Annotated in this window: 17 protein-coding genes and 1 pseudogene; 13 read left to right on the forward strand and 5 right to left on the reverse strand. The window is 47.8% G+C overall.

What is annotated here, in order from left to right; all coding sequences use genetic code 11:
* Together L4D76_RS26965 and L4D76_RS26970 are read right to left on the reverse strand one after the other, a co-directional pair.
* A partial coding sequence (locus L4D76_RS26965; RefSeq protein ID WP_428443933.1) for a glycerol-3-phosphate dehydrogenase/oxidase occupies nt 1-1,458 on the reverse strand: 1,458 nt, incomplete at its 3' end.
* A 3-nt stretch (nt 1,459-1,461) separates the two neighbouring features.
* The gene (locus tag L4D76_RS26970; RefSeq protein WP_428443934.1) at nt 1,462-3,084 is read right to left on the reverse strand and encodes an FAD-binding oxidoreductase; all 1,623 of its coding nucleotides are present in this window, start codon (nt 3,082-3,084) and stop codon (nt 1,462-1,464) included.
* Between the two features lie 79 nt (nt 3,085-3,163).
* Between L4D76_RS26970 and L4D76_RS26975 the strand changes: the two genes are divergently transcribed.
* Nucleotides 3,164-4,207, forward strand: coding sequence for an AraC family transcriptional regulator (locus L4D76_RS26975; RefSeq protein ID WP_428443935.1), 1,044 nt, complete (start codon nt 3,164-3,166; stop codon nt 4,205-4,207).
* A gap of 344 nt (nt 4,208-4,551) precedes the next feature.
* Here L4D76_RS26975 and L4D76_RS26980 read toward each other — a convergent pair whose 3' ends face one another.
* Together L4D76_RS26980 and L4D76_RS26985 are read right to left on the reverse strand one after the other, a co-directional pair.
* Nucleotides 4,552-5,769, reverse strand: a complete 1,218-nt coding sequence (locus L4D76_RS26980) for an MFS transporter (RefSeq protein WP_428443936.1) — start codon at nt 5,767-5,769, stop codon at nt 4,552-4,554.
* Entirely contained in the window at nt 5,769-5,942 is a 174-nt protein-coding gene (locus tag L4D76_RS26985; RefSeq protein WP_428443937.1) for a hypothetical protein, read from the reverse strand. Before L4D76_RS26985 ends, L4D76_RS26980 begins: the two co-directional genes overlap by 1 nt.
* A 175-nt stretch (nt 5,943-6,117) precedes the next feature.
* Here L4D76_RS26985 and L4D76_RS26990 point away from each other — a divergent pair.
* The 9 genes and pseudogenes from L4D76_RS26990 to L4D76_RS27030 form a co-directional block, all read left to right on the forward strand.
* Nucleotides 6,118-6,219 (forward strand): annotated as a pseudogene (locus L4D76_RS26990) (IS6 family transposase); the annotation flags it as partial.
* A 157-nt stretch (nt 6,220-6,376) separates the two neighbouring features.
* Complete coding sequence (locus tag L4D76_RS26995) at nt 6,377-6,556, forward strand: hypothetical protein (RefSeq protein WP_428443938.1); 180 nt, start codon at nt 6,377-6,379, stop codon at nt 6,554-6,556.
* An 86-nt stretch (nt 6,557-6,642) separates the two neighbouring features.
* Nucleotides 6,643-8,220, forward strand: coding sequence for a reductive dehalogenase (locus L4D76_RS27000; RefSeq protein WP_428443939.1), 1,578 nt, complete (start codon nt 6,643-6,645; stop codon nt 8,218-8,220).
* 12 nt (nt 8,221-8,232) lie between these two features.
* On the forward strand, nt 8,233-8,511 hold the full coding sequence (locus tag L4D76_RS27005) for a hypothetical protein (protein WP_428443940.1): 279 nt from the start codon (nt 8,233-8,235) through the stop codon (nt 8,509-8,511).
* Nucleotides 8,512-8,639: 128 nt separating this feature from the next.
* Complete coding sequence (locus tag L4D76_RS27010; protein WP_428443941.1) at nt 8,640-9,899, forward strand: 4Fe-4S binding protein; 1,260 nt, start codon at nt 8,640-8,642, stop codon at nt 9,897-9,899.
* A complete protein-coding gene (locus tag L4D76_RS27015; RefSeq protein WP_428443942.1) occupies nt 9,896-10,099 on the forward strand; it encodes a hypothetical protein in 204 nt (67 codons plus the stop codon). The genes L4D76_RS27010 and L4D76_RS27015 overlap by 4 nt, the downstream gene beginning before the upstream one ends.
* Complete coding sequence (locus L4D76_RS27020) at nt 10,096-10,800, forward strand: hypothetical protein (RefSeq protein ID WP_428443943.1); 705 nt, start codon at nt 10,096-10,098, stop codon at nt 10,798-10,800. Before L4D76_RS27015 ends, L4D76_RS27020 begins: the two co-directional genes overlap by 4 nt.
* A gap of 88 nt (nt 10,801-10,888) precedes the next feature.
* Nucleotides 10,889-12,802, forward strand: coding sequence for a methyl-accepting chemotaxis protein (locus tag L4D76_RS27025; RefSeq protein ID WP_428443944.1), 1,914 nt, complete (start codon nt 10,889-10,891; stop codon nt 12,800-12,802).
* A 457-nt stretch (nt 12,803-13,259) separates the two neighbouring features.
* A complete protein-coding gene (locus L4D76_RS27030; protein WP_428443945.1) occupies nt 13,260-14,204 on the forward strand; it encodes a LysR family transcriptional regulator in 945 nt (314 codons plus the stop codon).
* Nucleotides 14,205-14,329: 125 nt separating this feature from the next.
* On the opposite strand, the gene L4D76_RS27035 is transcribed toward L4D76_RS27030, so the two are convergent.
* Entirely contained in the window at nt 14,330-15,265 is a 936-nt protein-coding gene (locus L4D76_RS27035) for a LysR family transcriptional regulator (RefSeq protein WP_428443946.1), read from the reverse strand.
* 137 nt (nt 15,266-15,402) lie between these two features.
* Here L4D76_RS27035 and L4D76_RS27040 point away from each other — a divergent pair, with 137 nt between their 5' ends.
* The 3 genes from L4D76_RS27040 to L4D76_RS27050 form a co-directional block, all read left to right on the forward strand.
* Nucleotides 15,403-16,494, forward strand: coding sequence for an efflux RND transporter periplasmic adaptor subunit (locus L4D76_RS27040; protein ID WP_428443947.1), 1,092 nt, complete (start codon nt 15,403-15,405; stop codon nt 16,492-16,494).
* Nucleotides 16,495-16,497: 3 nt separating this feature from the next.
* Nucleotides 16,498-19,602 (forward strand): efflux RND transporter permease subunit, encoded by a 3,105-nt coding sequence (locus L4D76_RS27045; protein WP_428443948.1) that lies wholly within the window; start codon nt 16,498-16,500, stop codon nt 19,600-19,602.
* A 457-nt stretch (nt 19,603-20,059) separates the two neighbouring features.
* A partial coding sequence (locus tag L4D76_RS27050; RefSeq protein ID WP_428443949.1) for an SLC13 family permease occupies nt 20,060-21,046 on the forward strand: 987 nt, incomplete at its 3' end.

The raw sequence follows: 21,046 nt of genomic DNA on the forward strand, positions 1-21,046 counted from the left end.
AGCCAGGATCAGGGATTTATATTGGGTGATGCTTTTACCCAGCAACAGGCCTAAACGTGTACGGCGTAGCAAGAGATCATCAAGGTGAGTCACACATTCATGTATCAGTGACCATTCCAGCTCGCGCCATTGGTAGCGGCTGATCCCGATCTCCTGTTTCTTGCTCATGTCCGCGATATGTTCAGCAAAAGCGCCGAAGTGACCGTGTAACCGTTTGTCTACATACCGGTTGTGTTCTGGTTGACTGAATTGTGCCGTTGTTAGCTGTTTGAATAAATCTGCTTTTTGCTGTTTTGCGGCATCAAGCACTTGTTGCGCCATTAAATTGTAAGTGGTTAATTTCCCACCCGAAACAGAAATCAATCCCGGTTTTTGCCAGATCAGATGATCACGTTTTTCTTTTGATGGCGGCAGGTTAGGATCGGTACTGAAAATGGGGCGAACACCGCTCCAGCAGCTGATCACATCGTTAGCCTTTATCTGAAAATGAGGAAATAGACGATCACAGATGGTCAGCAGATAATCGACTTCCTTTTTGTTTATTCTGGGTTCTTGGTTGAGCTTCACATCATGATCAAGATCGGTGGTGCCAATGACGGTACAACCCTCCCACGGGAAGATAAACACAGGGCGTTTATCTTCAGGATGGAAAAAGCTAATGCAGGCCGGTACAGGTAAACGCTCAAAGGGTAATACAAGATGGCTGCCTCTTAGCGGGCGCAGAACACCTTGTTCCAGCGGGTGAAGTTTCGCAGCCCAGGCACCTGCCGCATTGATCACAACCTTAGCATTGATTTCATATTGCTCGGGGTTATCACCAAACTGCACTTTTACACCGGTGCTTTCTCCATCTGATTCCATTAACGCATTCACTTGCGCGTAATTGATTGCGGCACCGCCAGCCAGCACGCCGTCTTGCAGCAGACGTAATACCAGACGGGCATCATCGGTAGTGGCATCGGCAAATAGGCTGACACCGCAGATCTGATCAACATTCAGAAAGGGCAGCCAGTCTTTAGCCTGTGTGATTGACAGAGCACGGTGATGGCGGCATTTCGCCAGCTTGTCATAGACGTTTAGTACCTGGGAAAACAGCATTGGGTGAGGAAATTCACCCTTACGGTGTAACATCAGATAAGGCATTACCTCGACCAGTCCCGGTAACTGGGCGATCATCCTTTCTCTTTCCTGTGCGGCGTCACGGGTCAGACGCCACTGGCCTGTTGCCAGATAGCGCAATCCGCCGTGAACCATTTTAGATGAGCGGCTTGATGTCCCCCAGGCAAAATCTCTCTGCTCCAGCAACAGTACCTTAAGCCCCTGAGCGGTGGCCAGATGAAAAATGCCGGCCCCGGTGATCCCCCCGCCGATAATGACTAAATCAAATTCGCCCGGGTTATTCATGCTTAAGGTGTTCTTAAAGTCAGATGCCGCCTGGTGAAGGGTTCTGCTAGTCATAGGCTACTCCAGATCGTTAAACAGTTTTCCCGGGTTTAATTGCTTTTCGGGGTCGAAGAATTCAAAGCTACGTTTGAGTGAGGCAATAACCAGCTCGCTCTTTTCCTGCTCAAGGTAAGGTGCATGATCGAGCCCGACACCGTGCTGATGGCTGATCGTCGCCTGATTATCAACAATGATTTGCGAGGTGCTGTGTTTCAGCGTTTGCCAGCGCTGATGAGTTTCCTGATAGCTGTCGGCAACGCGGAATACATAAGTGGTATAGATACTGCCGCCATCACTGTAGAGGTGGGACAGGTGAGTGAAGACATGCACTTTCTCGCCAAACTTTTCCAGCCCGTGGCGCAGGTTATGCTCAATCTTTTCAATCAGAGAGGGAATGTTAGACCAGTTAGTTGCTGTTTCCAGCGTATCGACCACATAACCCCGCTGCCATAAGGTTTCTCGCAGATAGGGGAAGGTAAAGCGTTTATGCGCCCACTTTTTGCCTAAAGGCTGACCTGTATTAAAGCCGCCAAAATGCCGGATGGTCTGTTTAAGTTCGCGATAGACGGAACGGTTGCTGAGCCGGTTGCCGGTGATGCCATAAACCATCATGGTTTTGTTATCACCAATGCCTTTCAAAGCCATCAGTCGTGACAGCCATTGCCGTTGCGTCGCAGTGGCTGACAGGAATAACTGAGTACGGGTTTCCTCGCTATTACTCAGACGCAGCATAGAGAGAGGGAGTTTCTGCTGGATCAGTTCACGAACGCAGCGCATACCTTGAGGCCAGTTCGGCAGAAAGGCCACACCGAAGATCTCCTGCTGCGGCAGTCGGCTGACTTTGACCTTGGCTTCGCTGAGGATCCCAAGACGGCCTTCAGATCCGAGTAGCAGTTGTCGCCAGTCCGGACCTGCCGATGAAGCGGGGACTGTGGGAATATTGATGGTACCGTTAAAGGTTTCCAGTTTGCCGCCAGCAAACAGGTTTTCTATCCGGCCATAGCGCAGTGACTGCTGACCGCTGGAGCGGGTGACGATCCAACCGCCGAGTGTGGACAGTTCAAATGACTGGGGAAAGTGGCCTAATGTATAACCATGCGCCTGCAACTGAGCTTCCAGAAACGGTCCTGCAACGCCAGCCCCGAACGTTGCAATCTGATCGTCGCGATCCAGATCCAGCAGACGGTTCATTTTAACCATTGAAACCGTGAGCACTGGCCGCTCTGAACGGTGGGTGTTGATATGGCCGACGACAGACGTACCGCCGCCATAGGGGATCAGATCCCAGCCGTTTTGTTTGGCTTGTGCCAGTAATTGGCGAACTTGCTCGCTGCAGGTCGGAAAGGCAACAGCATCCGGGAAGATTGTAAAGTCACCACTTTTCATTGCCAGCCAGTCAGGCAGGCTTTGCCCTCTGGCATGGCGAATGCGGTCTTCACACTTAATTGAGTAAAGTCCACTGGGAGGCAGTCGTGATTCAGGAACTTGAGCCATTACCTGTTCCCAATCGGCACTTGCCAGCGGCTGACCGTCACCAAGAGTCTGACGAAGAAAATGGGCACCGTCTGCCGTTAAAGCCATTTCCTGACCGGCTTGCCCCCAGCCATTCCAGCGCCGCTGGCTAATATCACGTGAGCTCATATCTGCGTCCCTGATTGTTTTTTGTTCATTTAATCCTACAATGGTATGAATAAATGTCAGTGACAAATATGGACAGGATATGCAGGATAGGGAAAAAACACGACTGTCTCTGGGAACGACGTCTATTCCGCCTGTTCAACAGTATCTGGAAGCGGGCAGGAGTTGCGGGGTCGATATCAGCCAGGCGCTGAAAGATGCAAATATTAGTTTTGCCGAGTTAAACCAGCCGCAAGGGCGGATCAGCGGTGATAAATTTCAACGATTATTGATCCATTTGATTGATGCTGTTGAGCAGCCGTTATTTGGCTTGCACAGTGCCCGTTTTGTTCAGCCGGACAGTTTCTCGTTGCTGGGTGAAATAAGCCAGCAATCAGAAGATCTGAGTCAGGCACTGAAAGAATCCATGCCGCTGGAAAAGCTGGTGGGGGATATGGGGGTGACCGAGTTCAGGATGCATCACCGTGGTTTGAAAATGGTCTGGCACTGCCAGTACAGTCATCCGCAGGTGATCCCACACATGGTAGATAATGTACTGGCTTCCTGGGTTAACTATGCGCGCTGGCTGCTTGGCAACGAGAAGGCTAGTCCGCTTGAAGTGCACCTGCAAAAAGCAGCGCCGCCACTGAAACAGCTGCAGCAGTATCAGGCATTTTTTCACTGCCCGGTTAAGTTTGAGCAAAGTCATGATGCATTGTTGATCCCGCACTCGTTGCTTACCCATCCGCTTTCCCATGCCAATCTGAGCCAGTTAAAACAGTTGCATGAACGTGCCAAGCAGCAACTGAGCGATATTGATGAAACCAATCAGTTCCGATTGAATGCAGCGCGGATCATCCGGCGTTTGCTGACCCAGGAAAAAATTCAGCGCGACAAAGTTGCCAGCCATATGCATATGTCTGGTCGCAGCCTGCAACGCAAACTTCTGGCGGAAGGGAGTAGCTTTCAGCAACTGTTGGATCAAGTTCGCTATGAGATGGCAGACTACTGGCTCGAATACAGCAAACTCTCAATGGTTGATATATCACTTCAACTCGGCTTCAGTGACGTTCGGGTATTCTTCCGTGCCTACAAACAATGGAGTGGACAATCGCCAGGGCAGTCTCGGTTAGAGGGTCTACGTTGACCATAGAAAAGAACCTGAATATTCAGGTTCTTTTCATTGTAACTAGTACCTAAACAAAGTGAAGATGATTGATTAAAACAGTCGAAGTCCGTCATCCCAGAAACCGCCAAACACTGAACTTGCAGGCTTTCTTAAAATTTACCTGGCGGTTATCAGGGATCCATCATGCACGGAAGGTTCAGTGGACTGTGGATCCCCGATAATCGCTACTGTAAATCCAATCGATAATGAAAAGATCAACATTTAGCGATTTCGAGGATGACGAAGGTTTGGCTTCATCGATAAAAAACTAATCTGTTCAATCAATCATAATTAATGGGTCAAGGTACTAGCTCAATGAATGATCACACGGCGTTAGATGCTGCTAAGCGAGGAACCGGGCGATCATTAATCGGCAGGTGGATCAGCGCAGCGCAGAATGCCAGTGCAACGGTTGTCCACCAGATTGGCTCGTAAGAGCCGTAGTAGTCATAGACCCGCCCGCCAACCCAGGCACCTAAGAAGCTGCCAACCTGATGGGTGAAAAATACCAGTCCATACAGTGTCGACATATAGCGCGCACCGAAGATTTGGCGTACCAAGCCAGACGTAAGCGGTACGGTACCTAACCAGCAAAAACCAATTGCGCCACCGAAGATCGCGGCGGTATCGACAGTAACAGGCAGAACAACAAACGCGGCAATGACCACAGAGCGCATCAGGTATAGCGATGTCATCACATAGCGTTTGTCGAACTTATCGCCCAAGACGCCCCAGAAATACGAACCGAAAATATTGAAGATCCCGACATATGCCAGAGCCATTGCAGCTGTGGTGCCTGGTAGCCCCTTATCGGCCAGATAACTTGGCAGGTGAGTTGCAATAAACATCACATGGAAACCACAGACAAAGAAACCAGCATGGATCAGCCAGTACCCCCGGTGATTAAAGGCTTCTTTTAATGCTTCTCGTAAGCTTTGAGAGTCATCAACCACAGGTGTCTTTGTGTCAGATTGACTGTTTCCGTTCTTCATAAAAGAGGCGAACGCAATCATTACGCAACACATCAGGGCAAAGGTTTGCAGTGCGGCCTGCCAGCCATAATTGCTTAGCAGAGATTGTGCACCGGGGATCACCGCAAACATACCAAATGAACCTGCCGAGGTCGTTAAACCAAAGGCTTTAGCGGTGTGCTTGGCAGGTACAACACGGGCAACCGCTCCCAGAATAATCACGTAGCTAGTGGCACTCAGCCCCAACCCGACCAAAGCACCAAGGGTGAGATATAACCAGCCTGGTTCGGTTGCGAGTGAAGTCAGATACAGACCTGCTGCATAAGCCACTGCGCCAAAAGCGATAATACGGCGTGAACCCCAGCGATCTGAAGCCATCCCGACGAAAGGCTGGAAAAGGCCGAATAGCAGGTTTTGCAATGCAATTGCGAAGCTAAAAAATTCACGACCGGTATGAAATGAATCCGAAATTGGCATCATGAAAATACCAAAAGATTGCCTGATCCCAAGGCTGATAATTAATGTTCCTATCCCCATCCAAACTAAAAGTGGAAAACGAAAAATACTCATTAATGGTGCTCTGTATGGTCTTGTTTAATGGAATTTTGCTGGTGGCAACCGCCGCTTGTGGCATGTTGAGCCAGCGCATCCAACAATGGTTGACAATGATGCACGCCATAAAGGGTAACGATGAGCAGTATCAACATGCGAAGTAGCTGCGCAAAAAGTGATTGTGAAAACATCAATGCCTCCTGTCGCCAGAATTAGCGAGGGGCGAGATAGTAGAGAAAGGTGCCACATGACGCAAATGAATAAAATTCACAAGATCTATGCACAGAGTGCAACTAGTTATATTTTATGGGTTTAGCGTGAATATTGGTTATATTTACGCTTCTTTATGGCGGATAGATAAACCTTATCAACGACAATTTATGGTTGATGGGGAAGATGTTTAACCTTAATGAAGTGCTACAGATTAAATACCTGAACAACATAGTCGAACAAAGCCACCGTAAAATATCAGTGCATTTGGCTTTCATCATGCTCTGCGACAAAATCTAACTCTGCTTTCCATTCCATGAGAGGTTATGTCTTTACATAAACCTTCAAATTAAAGTGTTAACTTCATCACAAAAGACGCAGAAAGCACCGTTTTCACGACGACGGGTGTTTTGTCTTGGTTTGGCTGTTTTTTTTGCGCGGCATCAAATTTGCCACTCAAAAAACCTCACGCTTTGATGATCTAGATCATTTTGTGGCGATTGGCCTGCGCAATCAAAATCAAGTGGCTGGAATGTTATTTCACTATGTGGAATGGTCTATTGCCATTTGGTGGCTCTTTCCGGGAGGTATTTAGGTCTATTATCCCCCCCACAATTTAATGGCCCGCCGGATATCACGCGACGAGCCATTTTCAGTTTTTATTGCTGACTTGGAAAAGCCATGACTACAAATAAAACCTCTCAGAATGATACCGCCAATGAGCAGCTTGAAGCTGACTTAGGTAATCCCTCACGTCGAACGTTTTTCAAACGTGCTGCGATCGGAGGGGGCGCCGCATTAATGGCGGGCATGGGTAGCTATGCCGCTGGCAAAGGGTCCGTTCAAGGGCAAGAAGATCCTAACTGGCCTGAAGTTACCGATGATTTCAAGTCTTTCCCGCAGCGTAACACCATGTTGTCTTTTGCGACCAGCCCGCTGATGATGATGAAACACCCCGAGCGTAATGAGCAATTTGGTCGTTTAAACAAAGATAATCCTGACTATAACTTCCAGTTACAGGTGCCTGGCTACGAATTCCACGACTGGGACAACAGCCGTCCGGGCTTTACTCAGCTGGATTACGCCCTCCAACATTCGTCTTGGTTCCCGCCTTTATCGACAGAACTGCGTCTGGCTGGCCTTGGTATGCCCAATTCCCGTTTGTACTCGTGGGATCAGTCCGATGTAGAGCACGAACAGTATCAATTCGGTTCAGAAAAAGAGGCCTCGGATGCGATCCGCTCCGCTGCCCGTCTGTATGGTGCGGTGCGCTGTGGTATCGCTCGTCGTGACAAACGCTTTGATTATGATCCTATCTATGATGCTGGCGTAACCCCGGAAATGATAGATACGATGGAGGAACAAGGGGTAAACAAGCTCCGCGATCAGAAACAACTGACCGTCGCCATGCAAGAGGCGATGAAGCAATTCAAAGTTCAGGATCGAGAGTTGAGTTGGGAGCAAGATTTTCCCTTTGTGCCCAAGACCGTTATCGTCATGACCGTGCCGATGGATTACGACAATCTGGCAACGGCACCAAGTAGAACCACTGGAGGTACCGTTGGTGATGGTTACACCAAGATGGCGACGCTGGCCTCAAGTATAGCCAAATTTATCAGAGGACTTGGTTATCAAGCGGTGGCCTGCGGTAATGACCTGGGCAGCTCAGTTGCTTATGGCATCGCGGCCGGTCTGGGCGAAGGCGGGCGTAACAACCAGCTGATCGTACCAGGATATGGTCCGCGCGTCCGTATCTGCAAGGTGTACACCGATTTCGATTTCGTGGAGTACGACGGCCCGCACAGTTGGGGGATCACCGAGTTTTGTAAGAGCTGTAAAAAGTGCGGCGATGCCTGCCCAAGCAAAGCCATTGATATGAGTGATGACACCCACTTTCACTTTGAAGGGGAGCACTCTGAACAACCGGGCTACTCTTGGTCTAACCACGAAGGGATTAAGAAGTTCCATACCGATGCCAAAAAGTGTTTTGACTACTGGCTGTCAAGTGATAATGACTGCGGTGCCTGCGCCGCTGCCTGTACCTTCAACGAACCGGATTATTGGCATCACTGGTTCATCATGGCAATCAACCCATACACACCATCTATGATTCACGGCCTGATGGCTAATCTGCATCCGGCCTTCGGCTACGGTTCGACTCAGAACCCGGAAAAAGTGAAGAAATTCTGGAAAACAGGTGAAGGCATGCGGGTCAACTCAAGCAACCGCAATGTGTTTGGTGCGGTAGGCAAGGCATAAAGGAGCGCAAATATGGAATTAATACAGTGGTTTTCTATGGGGGTCCTGTTCACTTTAGCGGTGCTGGGGCTGGCGTATCTTTCTCTTAAAGTGAAGCTTCCCTGGTACGGCTGGGGAATGATGATCACGGGCTGTTTGGCTATCTTGTTCGGCATCGGCTGGGCCGGCGCCTCATTCTTTGAAGGCGTCGCTCAATCTGGTGCGATGGCGCTGATGTTCTTCAGTATACCTGGCTTGCTGATGATTATTCTGACCTGGCGTAAGTTCGTACCGAAAGGCGCAATGCTGTAAACACCTATATACCCAAGTAACTCAAGCACCTTGAAATCACTTGGGTATAGATCCATAAAAATTCAATCAGCGTTGGCGGTAATTACCTCCAGCGCTGATTTGTTTCACATAGTAACTCGGAGCAGTTAATGCGAGTAACTCATTCCCGTAAGACAACCCTTTTAAAGACACTGGCTTGGCTGAGTTTGCTGGCCGCCTTTATGATTGGGCAGTTTGCTTCCCAGCCAAATCACGAAGCTATGCTATCCCACTACCTGGGAGATTTAGAACTGGAGCGTGCGGATTTCCAGAGTGAAAAACCGATTGTTTTTAATCTGGTAAAGCAAAAAAACAGTGACGCAGACGTGGTGGTATTAGGAGAAGGCGAAGGTTACGGCGGCCCGATGATGGTTGGAATACTTGCGCACCAGACTGATACCGGCCCCCGGATCCAGAAGCTGGTATTGCTTTCCAACACCGAGACACCTCCCTACATCGGACGTTTGAAAAAAAAGCACTTTTTTAACCAGTTCGCCAATAAGCTGATCACCGATGATTTTCTGATTGATTCAGATGTCGACGGTTATTCCGGTGCCACAATATCAGCACGCGGGATCACGTCAGCAGTGCGTCAGGCGGTTCATCTCGGCGCAGTGAATCACTTGAAAATGCCCCCTGTCTGGCAAGAAGAGCAATGGCAGTTTGGCTTAAAAGAAGCCGGCCTGTTGTTATTGGTCGTTTTGGTGGTGTTTGCCAGCCAGTACCGAAACAGGCTAAGCCAGATCTTAAAACCAATCATCCCTTTACTGTCATTGGTATATGTGGGGATCTATACCAACGCCTCGATCAGCTTTGGTAGCCTAAGTTCAATTCTGCTGGGCTATTTCCCCAGCCCCAAGCATCACCCGATTTGGTGGATCATGATGCTCAGCGTATTTGGCGGGATCGTGTTTCTTCGACGCAACATCTACTGCCACAATCTCTGCCCTTTCAGCACAGTACAGGAATTATTACATAAGATAAGCGGGATCAACCTGAAGTTGACTCCACAAGTAACCCGCAACGCGCAGCAGATAATTCTGACGCTGATCTGGATGTCGCTGATGCTGATTTTCTTATCCCGACACCCGGCACTCGGCTCCTACGAACCTTTCTCCATGATGTTCGCCCTGGAGGGAATGGGGATGCAATGGTACATCTTGCCCTTCTCGTTACTGGGCTCGTTGTTTATACCAAATTTCTGGTGCCGACTGTTTTGCCCCGTGGGCTTTTCTCTAAATGAGCTAGTGCGCATGCGCACCAAAGCGGCGAAGTCTTTCAAGCGCCCGAAAAAAAAGAAAATAAAAGCAAAAACAATATCGACTATCGACGTAACCGAAGCACGACAAAACCAACGGAGTTCCAGATGATGGTCTCGACGAAAAAGAAAGCTCAGCCTAACAAATTCGCTCTAACGTTGTTCGTTGCCACCCTGGGGTTGATCATCGTGTTTTTCCTCCAATCAACACTGAAAATCGGAGAGCGACAACTTATAGGCGGAGCTATCGATCATGTTCAGGCAAGAGTACAAATGTTTCAAGAAAATCAACAGCAGGAGTCCGGAAAATGACAAACAATTGGCAAGCTGAGAGTGAGAAAGTTTACGCAGATCTGGAATTCGGCCCGGCTGTTTATAAAGCCTGTACCCATTGTCAAACTGCAATCGAAATTGTCCCTTTGCTGTCAGGCAATACTTTGGGAGGAACGCTCTGGAGTGATGGTTACCTAGAAAGCGATAAGATGCCCGAACAGGATTTACTGGGCCGATGCCGACATTGTAACGAAATTGTCAGCCTTGCTGATCTGGAACCCCATCCGCCGCAAGAAGTACCCGCGGACAATGAAGATTTTTCTTATTTGTCATTGAATCTGGCTGACTACGAAATGCTATTGCAGCATCTCGGCGACATTGCCGAATACTATCATGCCTATCTGCGGATCAAGTTCTGGCAGCTGAATAATCACCAGCGTCGCCACCCAGACACAACGATCCCGTTAACCGAGCAAGAACAGCAAAACCTGCAGGCGTTGTTGCCCCTGCTCGGTAATGAAGATGCTGATCGACTGCTTCGGGCGGAAATTTATCGGGAACAAGGTGAGTTTGAACGCGCCCAACGCGTGTTATCAGACCCATTCGATCATCGTGTGAGCGAGGTGATGGTGCGTTTAAAACAACTCGTACGTCAAGAGGATCAATCCCTTACAATGATTTTCTCCCGCGAGCCCGCAGATGGTACAGCTGCTCGCTGTAACGTAACATCAAACGGATGAAGCAAAGGGTAACCCCCAAATAAAACACAGCCAGCAGTGGGTTTGAAACCCCACTGCTGCTCATTTTGTATATATGAATGGATGCCGCGTGAATATATTATCTAGTTTAAAGGGCCGTATGATCACGGTCGTCGTCTTATTATTAACTGCCTCCTTAGCAATTTCGACCTATCTTTCTTATCGGCAGTTTTCAACGTCAATTCTGAGTAATGTTGATGAATACTCAATGTTCAAAATTGATAGCTCGTCTGACAAGATCATCGACTGGTTTCTTACTATTAAAGAAGGCGTCATCGCAACAGCGCCAGACTTTGCGGCAGATCGCAGTGATCTGCAACTTATCCTGATGGTTAAGCAAATCGCGAACGCTACTAAATCGTCTGACATCGTTGTGGGGTTTGAGGACGGCCGCTCTTATGGCGCCCAAAGTGGCATGCGCAACGTAGTTAACTACGATCCGCGAACTCGTGGTTGGTATAAATCTGCAAAGCAGAAACGCAGCACAGTGATAACCGGTATATATAAAGGGGCATCATCGGGCAACTTGATGGTGAGCATCGCAGAACCCTTCTTCGATCAGGGCAAGTTTCGTGGGGTTTTACTCGCAGATATTGAGTTGGGCCTTCTTGCTGATGTGGTCAATCAGTCTCCTTTCCCAGGGGCAATAACCGGCTTATACGACAATAAGGGTACAACCATAGCGTCAACTGGCGAAGTCGATGTTCCCGGCAAAACCAAACTTTCTGACTTCCCTGAACTCGGTGAACTTGAGCGTAAAGTTCTTGCCACTGACAGTGGTATTTTCAACTACACCTTAAATGGTGCTGAGAAGATCGCTTATTTCAAGGCAATTGAACTCGGTAAAGAGACCCGCTGGCACCTGCTTGTTGGTATTGATAAGTCTGTGGCCTACGCAGAAGTCGATGAAGCGTTGAATACCTCGTTATTCACCGCTGGGTTATTGATCCTCTTTGCAGTTTCAATCATTTTAGTTGTCCTCAATCGGCTGTATCGCCCAATTCTTGCGTTGAAAAGCACGATAGTCGATTTATCGCAAGGCAATGGCGATCTAACCCGACGTCTTGATGTATATACCAAGGATGATCTGGGCCAAATCGCAGAGGCGGTAAATACCTTTATCGGTAACCTGCAAGCTATGATGCTTGAAGTATCCCAATCGACCGAACATATATCAGAAGGCATAGAGCAGCTCAAGATGCAAACTGAGCTTAATAATACCGTATTAGCCGCTCACTCTTTAGAGACCGATCAGGTGGTAACCGCGGTCAATGAGATGAGTTCAACGGCAGAAAGTGTTTCGCAAAGCGCTTCTCAATCCGCTGAATTTACGCAACATACCAGCGGTGAAGCAGAGCAAGCGAAACGTGTAGTTGATGGTGCGGTATGCAGTGTGGAGGCCTTGGTTGATGAAGTTAACGCCATGGGACTCAATATCCAAACCATGAATGAAGATACCCAAAAAATTGGCTCTGTTCTCGGTGTTATTGGCGAGATTTCTGATCAAACCAACTTACTGGCGTTGAACGCAGCTATCGAGGCGGCTCATGCGGGTAAGCACGGCCGGGGGTTTGCGGTAGTGGCTGATCAGGTACGACTTCTGGCCGCAAGAACTCAGGAGAGTACATCTGAAATTAATGAAATGCTGACAAAGTTAAGCAAAGGGTCAAGCTCTGTTGTTACTGGCATGGAGGTCACCAAGAGTAGCTGTCAAAAAGCCGCTGATACAACCTCCAACGTAACCGAGAGCTTGAATTCAATGGCGACATCGGTCGACAAAATTAATGATCTCGGAATTCAGATTGCCGCGGCCTCAGAACAGCAAAGTACGGTCACTGAAGAGATAAGCCGCAACGTGATCTCAATACGGGACATGATTGGCCAGCTTACTGATAATGGTGCACAAACCATGGACAGTACGCGTAACCTCGCAAGCTGCAACGAGCAACTTGCTGTGATCGTCAGCCAATTTAAGCTTAAGTAACTTAACGCATAATTATTTATCAATGAGTAAAAACTAATACCCAATTCATTAATTATCTGCTCAATGGTTAGAAAATGAATGAAATTGGTATAAAGCTGCCATATCGTTGGCGGCTTTTTTTATTTGTTCGAGAGTGGTGTTCTTGTCACGATATCACGTTTTGGACTCACCTATAAGCAAGTGGCCTAACCGTGGTTACCCACCATTGATGTGGATGAAAAATGGCCTATTTATCGTAACGCGCATAATAACGACCGAATTTTTGAGGGTAACAAAACATTTCTATTTTGGTAGACCGTGTGACACTTTAAACTTGCCCTAACATGTCTGTTGTGTTGTGATTCGATTTATGATCGTGATGGTAAATCAACGGCCCGTGAGCAAATTCATTGATCTCTTTTCTATGTGAGGAGGGTATTCGACATGCCCCCGTATCGACAGATTCCGGAAACCCTGTATGACTAAGACTATGACTAATATCTCAGTAGACGATCTCAAGCTTATCAATCATATTGCCTGTCATGGCAGCTTCGCCAAAGCCGCAGAGATGCTCAACCTGACCCGGCCAAGCGTAACCCGACGGATAAAGTCCGTCGAAGATAACTTGCAGATATTGCTCTTTAAACGCACGACCCGACAACTCGAATTAACCTGTGAAGGCAGACGCTTTGTTGAGCATTCTATGGCGATAGAGCAGCAATGGATCCAGGCGATGGGAGAAATACAGAGTCAGAAGACCGAGCCGGCAGGTAAACTAACCATATGTAATTTGGATCTGCTTAACCGACACCTGACGCAGAACTGTTTGGCCGATTTTTTAGTCCAGTATCCGAAGATCGAACTCACGTTGTTAACTACTCACGATTTACCTGAAACGAATAAGTTCGACGCGGATCTTATGATTCATATCACCCCATTAAATGAACCGGCGTTTGTTAGTGAACCCCTGTTTCTCTGTCAATATAAGTTCTATGCCAGCCCGGCCTATTTGGCGAAAAATGGCGTGCCTCAACACCCGAGAGATCTGGGCGATTACCATGCCATTGAATGTTCCGATCTGTGGCGTGAAACGGGTTATTGGCTATGGTTTGAAGATGAAATATCCCATCAGGTGAAAATCAACAGCCGGATGCGGTGCGATGAGATGGAGGCGGCTAAAAATATGGCACTGAACGATTACGGTATTGTCTGGTTGCCCGACTTTTTGTGCCGGCAAGATGTCACGGAAGGGCGTTTGGTTCCCCTGTTTGACGGCAAATTCGCAAATTTTGTTCCTATTTACGCTATCTATCCCAGAAGCCAGTATCACCCATCTACGATAAAGGCTTTTATTCATTTTATGCGTTATAGCAACCTGTTTGGCATGCCATTACCGCCACCAAAAGATGACATTACCCTCTGAGGGGGATCCTGAAACAAAATAAGATGGCAGCAGGAATGTGATCTTTCATCTAACAACTTGGTACGTATGTTTGCCCTGTAACTATCCCTGGGCTGCAATAGATTTTTGATACCATGACAGATTTTTTAAACCCAAAGCATGTTTAAATCCTCCGGGTCTGAAGCACAAAAGTCGGCATTAGCATCTATTTCAGCCAGGGCAAAATCCACAAAGGCCCTGGCGGCCAAAGTGAGGTTGGCACGGGACTGATAAACCAGCCAGCCCCGACCGACAAAAGGATCAATATCATCAAACAGCCTGACTAAGTCGCCACGTTCGACGTAGTGTTTGGCCATTTGCTCGGGTATATAAACAATTCCTCTGCCCAGCAAGCAGGCTTCAAGAATCAACGCCATACTGTTTATGATCAGCTTGCCTGAAACCTCAACCATTTCAGGTTGTTTGCCAATAGGAAGCTGACCGAGGATATGTCCATCAGGAAAGCGGAAGCGGATCACATTGTGATTTTTCAGATCGGCAAGATCTTTTGGGAGCCCGTGCTTCTCTATATAGCGCGTACTGGCGTATAGATTGAGTTTATATGAATTAAACGGGCGGGCTACCAGGTTTGGTTCATCGATTTTTTCAGCAATTCGAAAAGCCACATCAATATAATTTTCTACCAGACTTTTATCTTCAGTACTGCTGATCACTTCGACTGTGAGCTTGGGGTGGAGATCCATAAACCTGAATATAGTGCTGCCTACCGTGAGTATGTTGGGCAGCGGCAGAACCTGAATGCGCAGGTGGCCGGTGATCTCTTGCCTGGGGGCTGTTACTTCCTGAATACTGAGTTCGAGCTGATTGAGAGCGGGTTTAGTTTTTTCATATAAATTGCTGCCCGCTTCAGTCAGCAGTAAAGCGCGATTCTGACGATGGAAAAGTAGCATGTTGAGCTCTTCTTCCAGTCCTTTCAAGCGGCGGCTTATGCTGGATTTTGGCAGGTCGAGGATCTCGGATGCTCGACCCATGCTGCCTGCTTCTACGATTTGATGGAATAGTTTAAGGTCTTCCGTTTTCATAAGTTTTTTCACCTGAATTGTGTGCAATTCGTTGGTGTTCCAAAAAGCGGGACACCACATTCCAAATAGTTTTATTTTAATGAACACTATAGCACGGTAAAATCGCGACATAAATCACATAAATCGGAAAGACTTCCATGAAATCGGCCTCTTTGAGCGCTCTCGCTCTTTTAATGACAAGTACCATTCTTACGGGATGTAACTCTGCCGAAAGCGCTGTATCACAAACTGCATCGGTTCGCCCGGTGAAACTAATGACCATCGGTGATGCAGCTGATCATCAAACACGCATTTTTCCCGCTAAGATTGCAGCTAATCAGCAGGCTGATCTGGCCTTTCGTATCAATGGCGAATTGGTGAAGTTGAATCTGACAGAAGGTCAGCAGGTTACAAAGGGACAGTTACTGGCAAAGCTTGATGATCGTGATGCAAAAAATGTGTTGCTCAATGCAGAAGCGAATTATGAACTGGCGGCAGCCGAATTTAAGCGAACACAGAGAATATTTAAGCGTAATTTGATCTCAAAATCGAAGTACGATATGGCCAAAGCGACATTGAAATCAACAAAAGCGGCACTTTCAACCGCGCGCGATCAGCTTGATTATACTCGCTTAACTGCGCCGTTTTCAGGCGTCGTGGCCAAAGTCGATCTTGACAACCACCAGATGATCCATGCCTCTCAGACAATACTCTCTCTGCGAGGCGACCGACTGCTTGATGTGGAGATCCAGGTTCCGGAGTCGCTGCTGCTGACCCTGAACGATAAGCTTCTGGATGAAAATTATCAGCCTCAGGTTCGTTTTGGCTCGCAAAGTGAGCTTTACCCTGTCACCTATAAAGAGCACGCAAGCAAGGTTTCCTCGGGCACCCAGACTTATGAAGTGGTGTTTAGCCTGAATCGGCCGGAACACCTCAATGTATTACCGGGTATGAGTGCCGAGCTTCTGCTGGATATGTCTGTAATGTCTAAAGACAAAGCAGACACAATTGCGGTATTGCCGCAGACCGCGATATTCAAGAGTGATGAAGATAAATTAACAAAGGTATGGCGTTACGATGCGGAAACACAAAAGCTGGAATCTGTTGAAGTGACGTTAGGCCAGGTTCGCGCACAGGGAATTGAAGTGCTGTCAGGTCTTGATAAAGACGACCAGATTGTTGCCGTTGGTGCGAGCTTTTTAAAGTCAGGCATGGATGTGAAACCTCTCCGTTGGGAGCGAGGTGTTTAATCGATGAATGTTGCTCACTACAGTATTAAAAATAAAGTCATCAGCTGGATGTTTGTTCTGCTGATGCTGATTGGCGGCGCGATCTCATTTACAGGCCTCGGTCAGTTGGAGTTTCCGGAATTTACCATTAAAAACGCTTTGGTTATTACGCCGTATCCAGGCGCGTCGCCAGAGCAGGTAGAAGAAGAAGTGACGCTGGTGCTGGAAGATGCTATCCAGCAGATGAAGCAGATCAAACACATCACTTCGATCAACAGTGCTGGCTTGTCGCAAATTGATGTGGAAATTAAGGATCAATACGATGTCACCATGCTGCCGCAGGTTTGGGATGAGCTTCGCCGTAAGGTAAGTGATGCCGTGGCGAAGCTGCCTCCGGGCGCTGTTACTCCTCAGGTACTTGATGATTACTCAGATGTGTTCGGCATTCTGATGAACATCAAAGGTGAAGGTTACAGTAATCGCGAACTTGAAAATTATGCCGATTTCCTGCGTCGTGAACTGGTACTGATTGACGGCGTGAAAAAGGTTTCCGTGGTCGGTGCACCTCAGGAGGAGGTGGTGGTTGAAATCAGCCAGCAGAAACTTGCGGCATTGGGTTTAGATCAGAACTATATCTATGGTCTGATCCAGACGCAAAACGTCGTTTCAAACGCTGGTAAAATCCGTGTGGGTGACGGGCGGATCCGGATCCACCCAACCGGTGAATTTGCCGATGTAAAAGAAATGGAGCGTCTGCTTGTCAGCCCCACTGGCAGCCAGGATCTGGTCTACCTGGGCGATATTGCCAAGGTTTACAAAACAGAAACGGAAACCCCGCGCCTTCTTTATCACAACATGGGCGAAAAGGCGCTGTCACTGGGCATTTCCTTTACCTCCGGGATCAATGTCGTTGATGTTTCAGAGGCGATCTCAGACAAAATCAAGCAAGTGGAGAATCACTTGCCGCTGGGTATGACCTTAAATACGGTGTATGACCAAGGGGCCGTAGTTGATGTCTCGGTGACCGGTTTCCTGCTTAACCTTGCTGAATCTGTTGCTATTGTAATTGTGGTGTTGCTGGTCTTTATGGGGATGCGCTCTGGCCTGCTGATAGGCGTTGTGCTGTTGTTAACTATCTTTGCCACCTTTATCGTGATGAATGTGCTGGGCATTCAGCTGCAGATCATCTCGCTGGGAGCCCTGATTATTGCGCTCGGGATGCTGGTCGATAATGCCATTGTGGTTACCGAAGGGATTTTGATCGGACTCCAGCGCGGGCAGAGCCGATTTGAAGCTGCTGGCGATGTGGTTAAACAGACTCAGTGGCCTCTGCTTGGTGCGACCGTGATTGCGATTCTGGCCTTTGCGCCAATTGGCCTGTCACAAGATGCGACGGGAGAGTTCTGTGCGTCTTTGTTCAAGGTGCTGATGATTTCGCTGTTTTTCAGCTGGATCACTGCGATTACCATTACTCCGTTCTTCTGTCACATGCTGTTTAAAGACGGTGAAGTCAGCGATGAGCCGAAAGAGATGTATAAAGGTTGGTTTTTCAATGCCTATCGCGGCATTCTGACCTTTGCGATGCGCTTTAGGGTGCTGACAATTGCAACTGTGATCGCCATGCTGGTAGTGGCAATGATCGGCATGGGTCACGTGAAAAATGTGTTTTTCCCGCCTTCCAGTACGCCAATCTTCTTTGCTGATATCTGGTTGCCGGAAGGGATGGATATTCGCGGTACCGAAGATTTTGTCAGCAAGATCGAAAACGATATCATGGCCTATGACCAACAAAACCACATTGGTCTGGTGAATTTAACATCTGTCATCGGTCAGGGCGCGCAACGGTTTGTTTTACCTTATACGCCAGAGAAAGGTTATAGCGCGTATGCTCAGGTGATGATCGAGATGACAGATCTGGAAGGGCTAAAGGCAAACATGCCTAAGCTGAACAAGCATTTGCTCGATAATTACCCTGAAGCCCAGTTCCGCGTCAAAATGCTGGAGAATGGTCCAACTCCTGCGGCAAAAATCGAAGCACGCCTCTATGGTGAAGATCCCGAGGTATTACGACAACTGGCAGCGCAGGTCGAGCAGATCATGCTCGATGAGCCTACAGCAGTAAACGTACGTCATGACTGGCGTAACCAGGTGGAGGTGGTTCGTCCGCAGCTTAACCTGGCTCAGGCGAGGGAAGTGGGGATCAGCAAACAAGATCTTGACACTGCGATGCTGATTAACTTCAGCGGGATGTCGGTGGGTACTTACCGCGAACAAAGCCATCTTATGCCGGTTGTTGCCCGGGCACCGGAGCAGGAGCGCCTGGATGCGGACAGCTTGCTGAAACTGCAGGTGTGGAGTGCTGAAAACAGTGCCTTTGTTCCGGTGACTCAGGTGGTCCGTAGCTTTGAGACCGAGTGGGAAAACCCGATCATTATGCGTCGTGATCGTAAGCGTATTCTCTCTGTATTGGCTGATCCTGTATTAAACAGTGGTGAAACCGCTGACTCGGTTCTCAGTAAGATCCGTGGCAAGATTGAAGCCATTCCGCTGCCTGATGGTTATGAGCTTGAATGGGGTGGTACATATGAAACCGCCCGTGATGCTCAGGCGAGTATCGTTAAATCCTTGCCGATGGGCTTTCTGGCGATGTTCCTGATCACCGTGGTGCTGTTTAATTCAGTGAGAAAGCCATTAGTCATTTGGTTTACAGTACCGCTGGCGTTTATTGGTATCGCATCCGGTCTGCTGTTATTCGATGCACCAATGAGCTTCATGGCTATCCTGGGTGTGTTGAGTTTGAGCGGGATGATAATCAAAAACGGGATCGTTCTGGTAGATCAGATCAATGCTGAGTTAGATGCGGGTAAAGCCCCTTATGCGGCAGTCTTTGAATCAACGGTGAGCCGTGTGCGCCCGGTCTGTATGGCTGCGGTTACCACTATGCTGGGGATGATCCCGCTGCTATTCGATCCGTTCTTTACGGCAATGGCGGTGACGATCATCTTTGGGTTGGGTATTGCGACACTGATGACATTGCTGGTACTGCCTGTCAGTTATGCGATGATTTTTCGTATCCCAAACGAGCAACAATCATCTGTCATTAACCAGGAACTGGTTCCTGAGCACTAAGAAATAGGAGAGGGGGATTCCCCCTCTCCCAGATTAATTCCGGGTGAAGAAAATGCCGCAAATTGTTATGTATATTTTATTTCGCATGGTAGCTATTACCTTTGTTTTTATTGTCCCTGCTATTGTTGGGTTTTGGCTAGTCGAGTGGTTAGAGCCGCAGTTCTTTAACGGTATATTCCGGAGACAGATATCGTTACCCCCCCTCCCAAAGGAAATACCTTTTTCGGTGTTATTTACCATCCTAAAAGGATGAGCAAACTGCTAAGCAACGTTATAAGAATATAACAAGAAACAAATCACGCAGTAGATATTTTAAAAATCAGCTTCAGAATATGCTAATAGGTTATTCGATTCTGAATCGCATAATCATATTAAAAAGACCTCATAAAGAGCGACTGTAAAGACAAGGCAGCAGACAGCTCATACATTAATTTGCGTATTACAAGAGATCCAAAGCATGGCTATTTCGCTAGGAAACGCTTTTATAAAGAATTTTTTAGGTAAGGCACCTGATTGGTACAAAATTGCAATCATTGCATTTCTAATTATCAACCCTGTTGTTTTCTTCTTCATCGATCCTTTTGTTGCGGGTTGGTTGTTAGTGATTGAATTTATCTTCACTCTGGCCATGGCATTAAAGTGTTACCCATTACAACCCGGAGGTCTGTTGGCGATTGAAGCCGTCGCTATTGGTATGACCAGTTCAGCTCAGGTTAAACATGAGCTGGTTGCAAACATCGAAGTGATACTACTACTGATCTTTATGGTAGCGGGTATCTATTTTATGAAGCAGTTGCTGCTTTTTATCTTTACCAAAATTCTTATTGGTATTCACTCGAAAACCCTGTTATCGCTTTCCTTCGTGGTGATGGCTGCATTTTTGTCGGCATTCCTTGATGCGCTGACTGTTATTGCCGTTGTAATTAGTGTAACCATTGGTTTCTACAGCATCTACCACAAGGTCGCGTCAGGACAAGAACCTCATGCATCTCACGACCACACAACCGATTTACATATTCGTGAAGTGAGCCGTAATGACCTTGAGAACTACCGCTCATTCCTTCGCAGCCTGCTAATGCATGCTGGTATCGGTACCGCGCTAGGTGGGGTTATGACCATGGTGGGTGAACCTCAAAACCTGATCATTGCCGACCAGGCGGGCTGGCAATTCGGTGAATTTATTATCCGTATGGCACCTGTCACAGTACCTGTTTTCTTCTGCGGTCTACTCACTTGCGTGCTTGTCGAAAAATTCCAGATTTGCGGCTACGGTACTCGCCTGCCTGAAAACGTTCGCAAGATCCTGGTTGACTTTGATGACGAAGAACGTCGAAACCGCACCAACATTGATTATGCCAAACTGACTGTTCAGGCGTTAATTGCAGTATGGCTAATCATAGGTCTAGCATTGCACTTAGCCGCTGTTGGCCTGATCGGCCTGACG

The organism is Photobacterium sagamiensis (genome assembly GCF_050337085.1).
GTDB lineage: Bacteria > Pseudomonadota > Gammaproteobacteria > Enterobacterales > Vibrionaceae > Photobacterium > Photobacterium sagamiensis.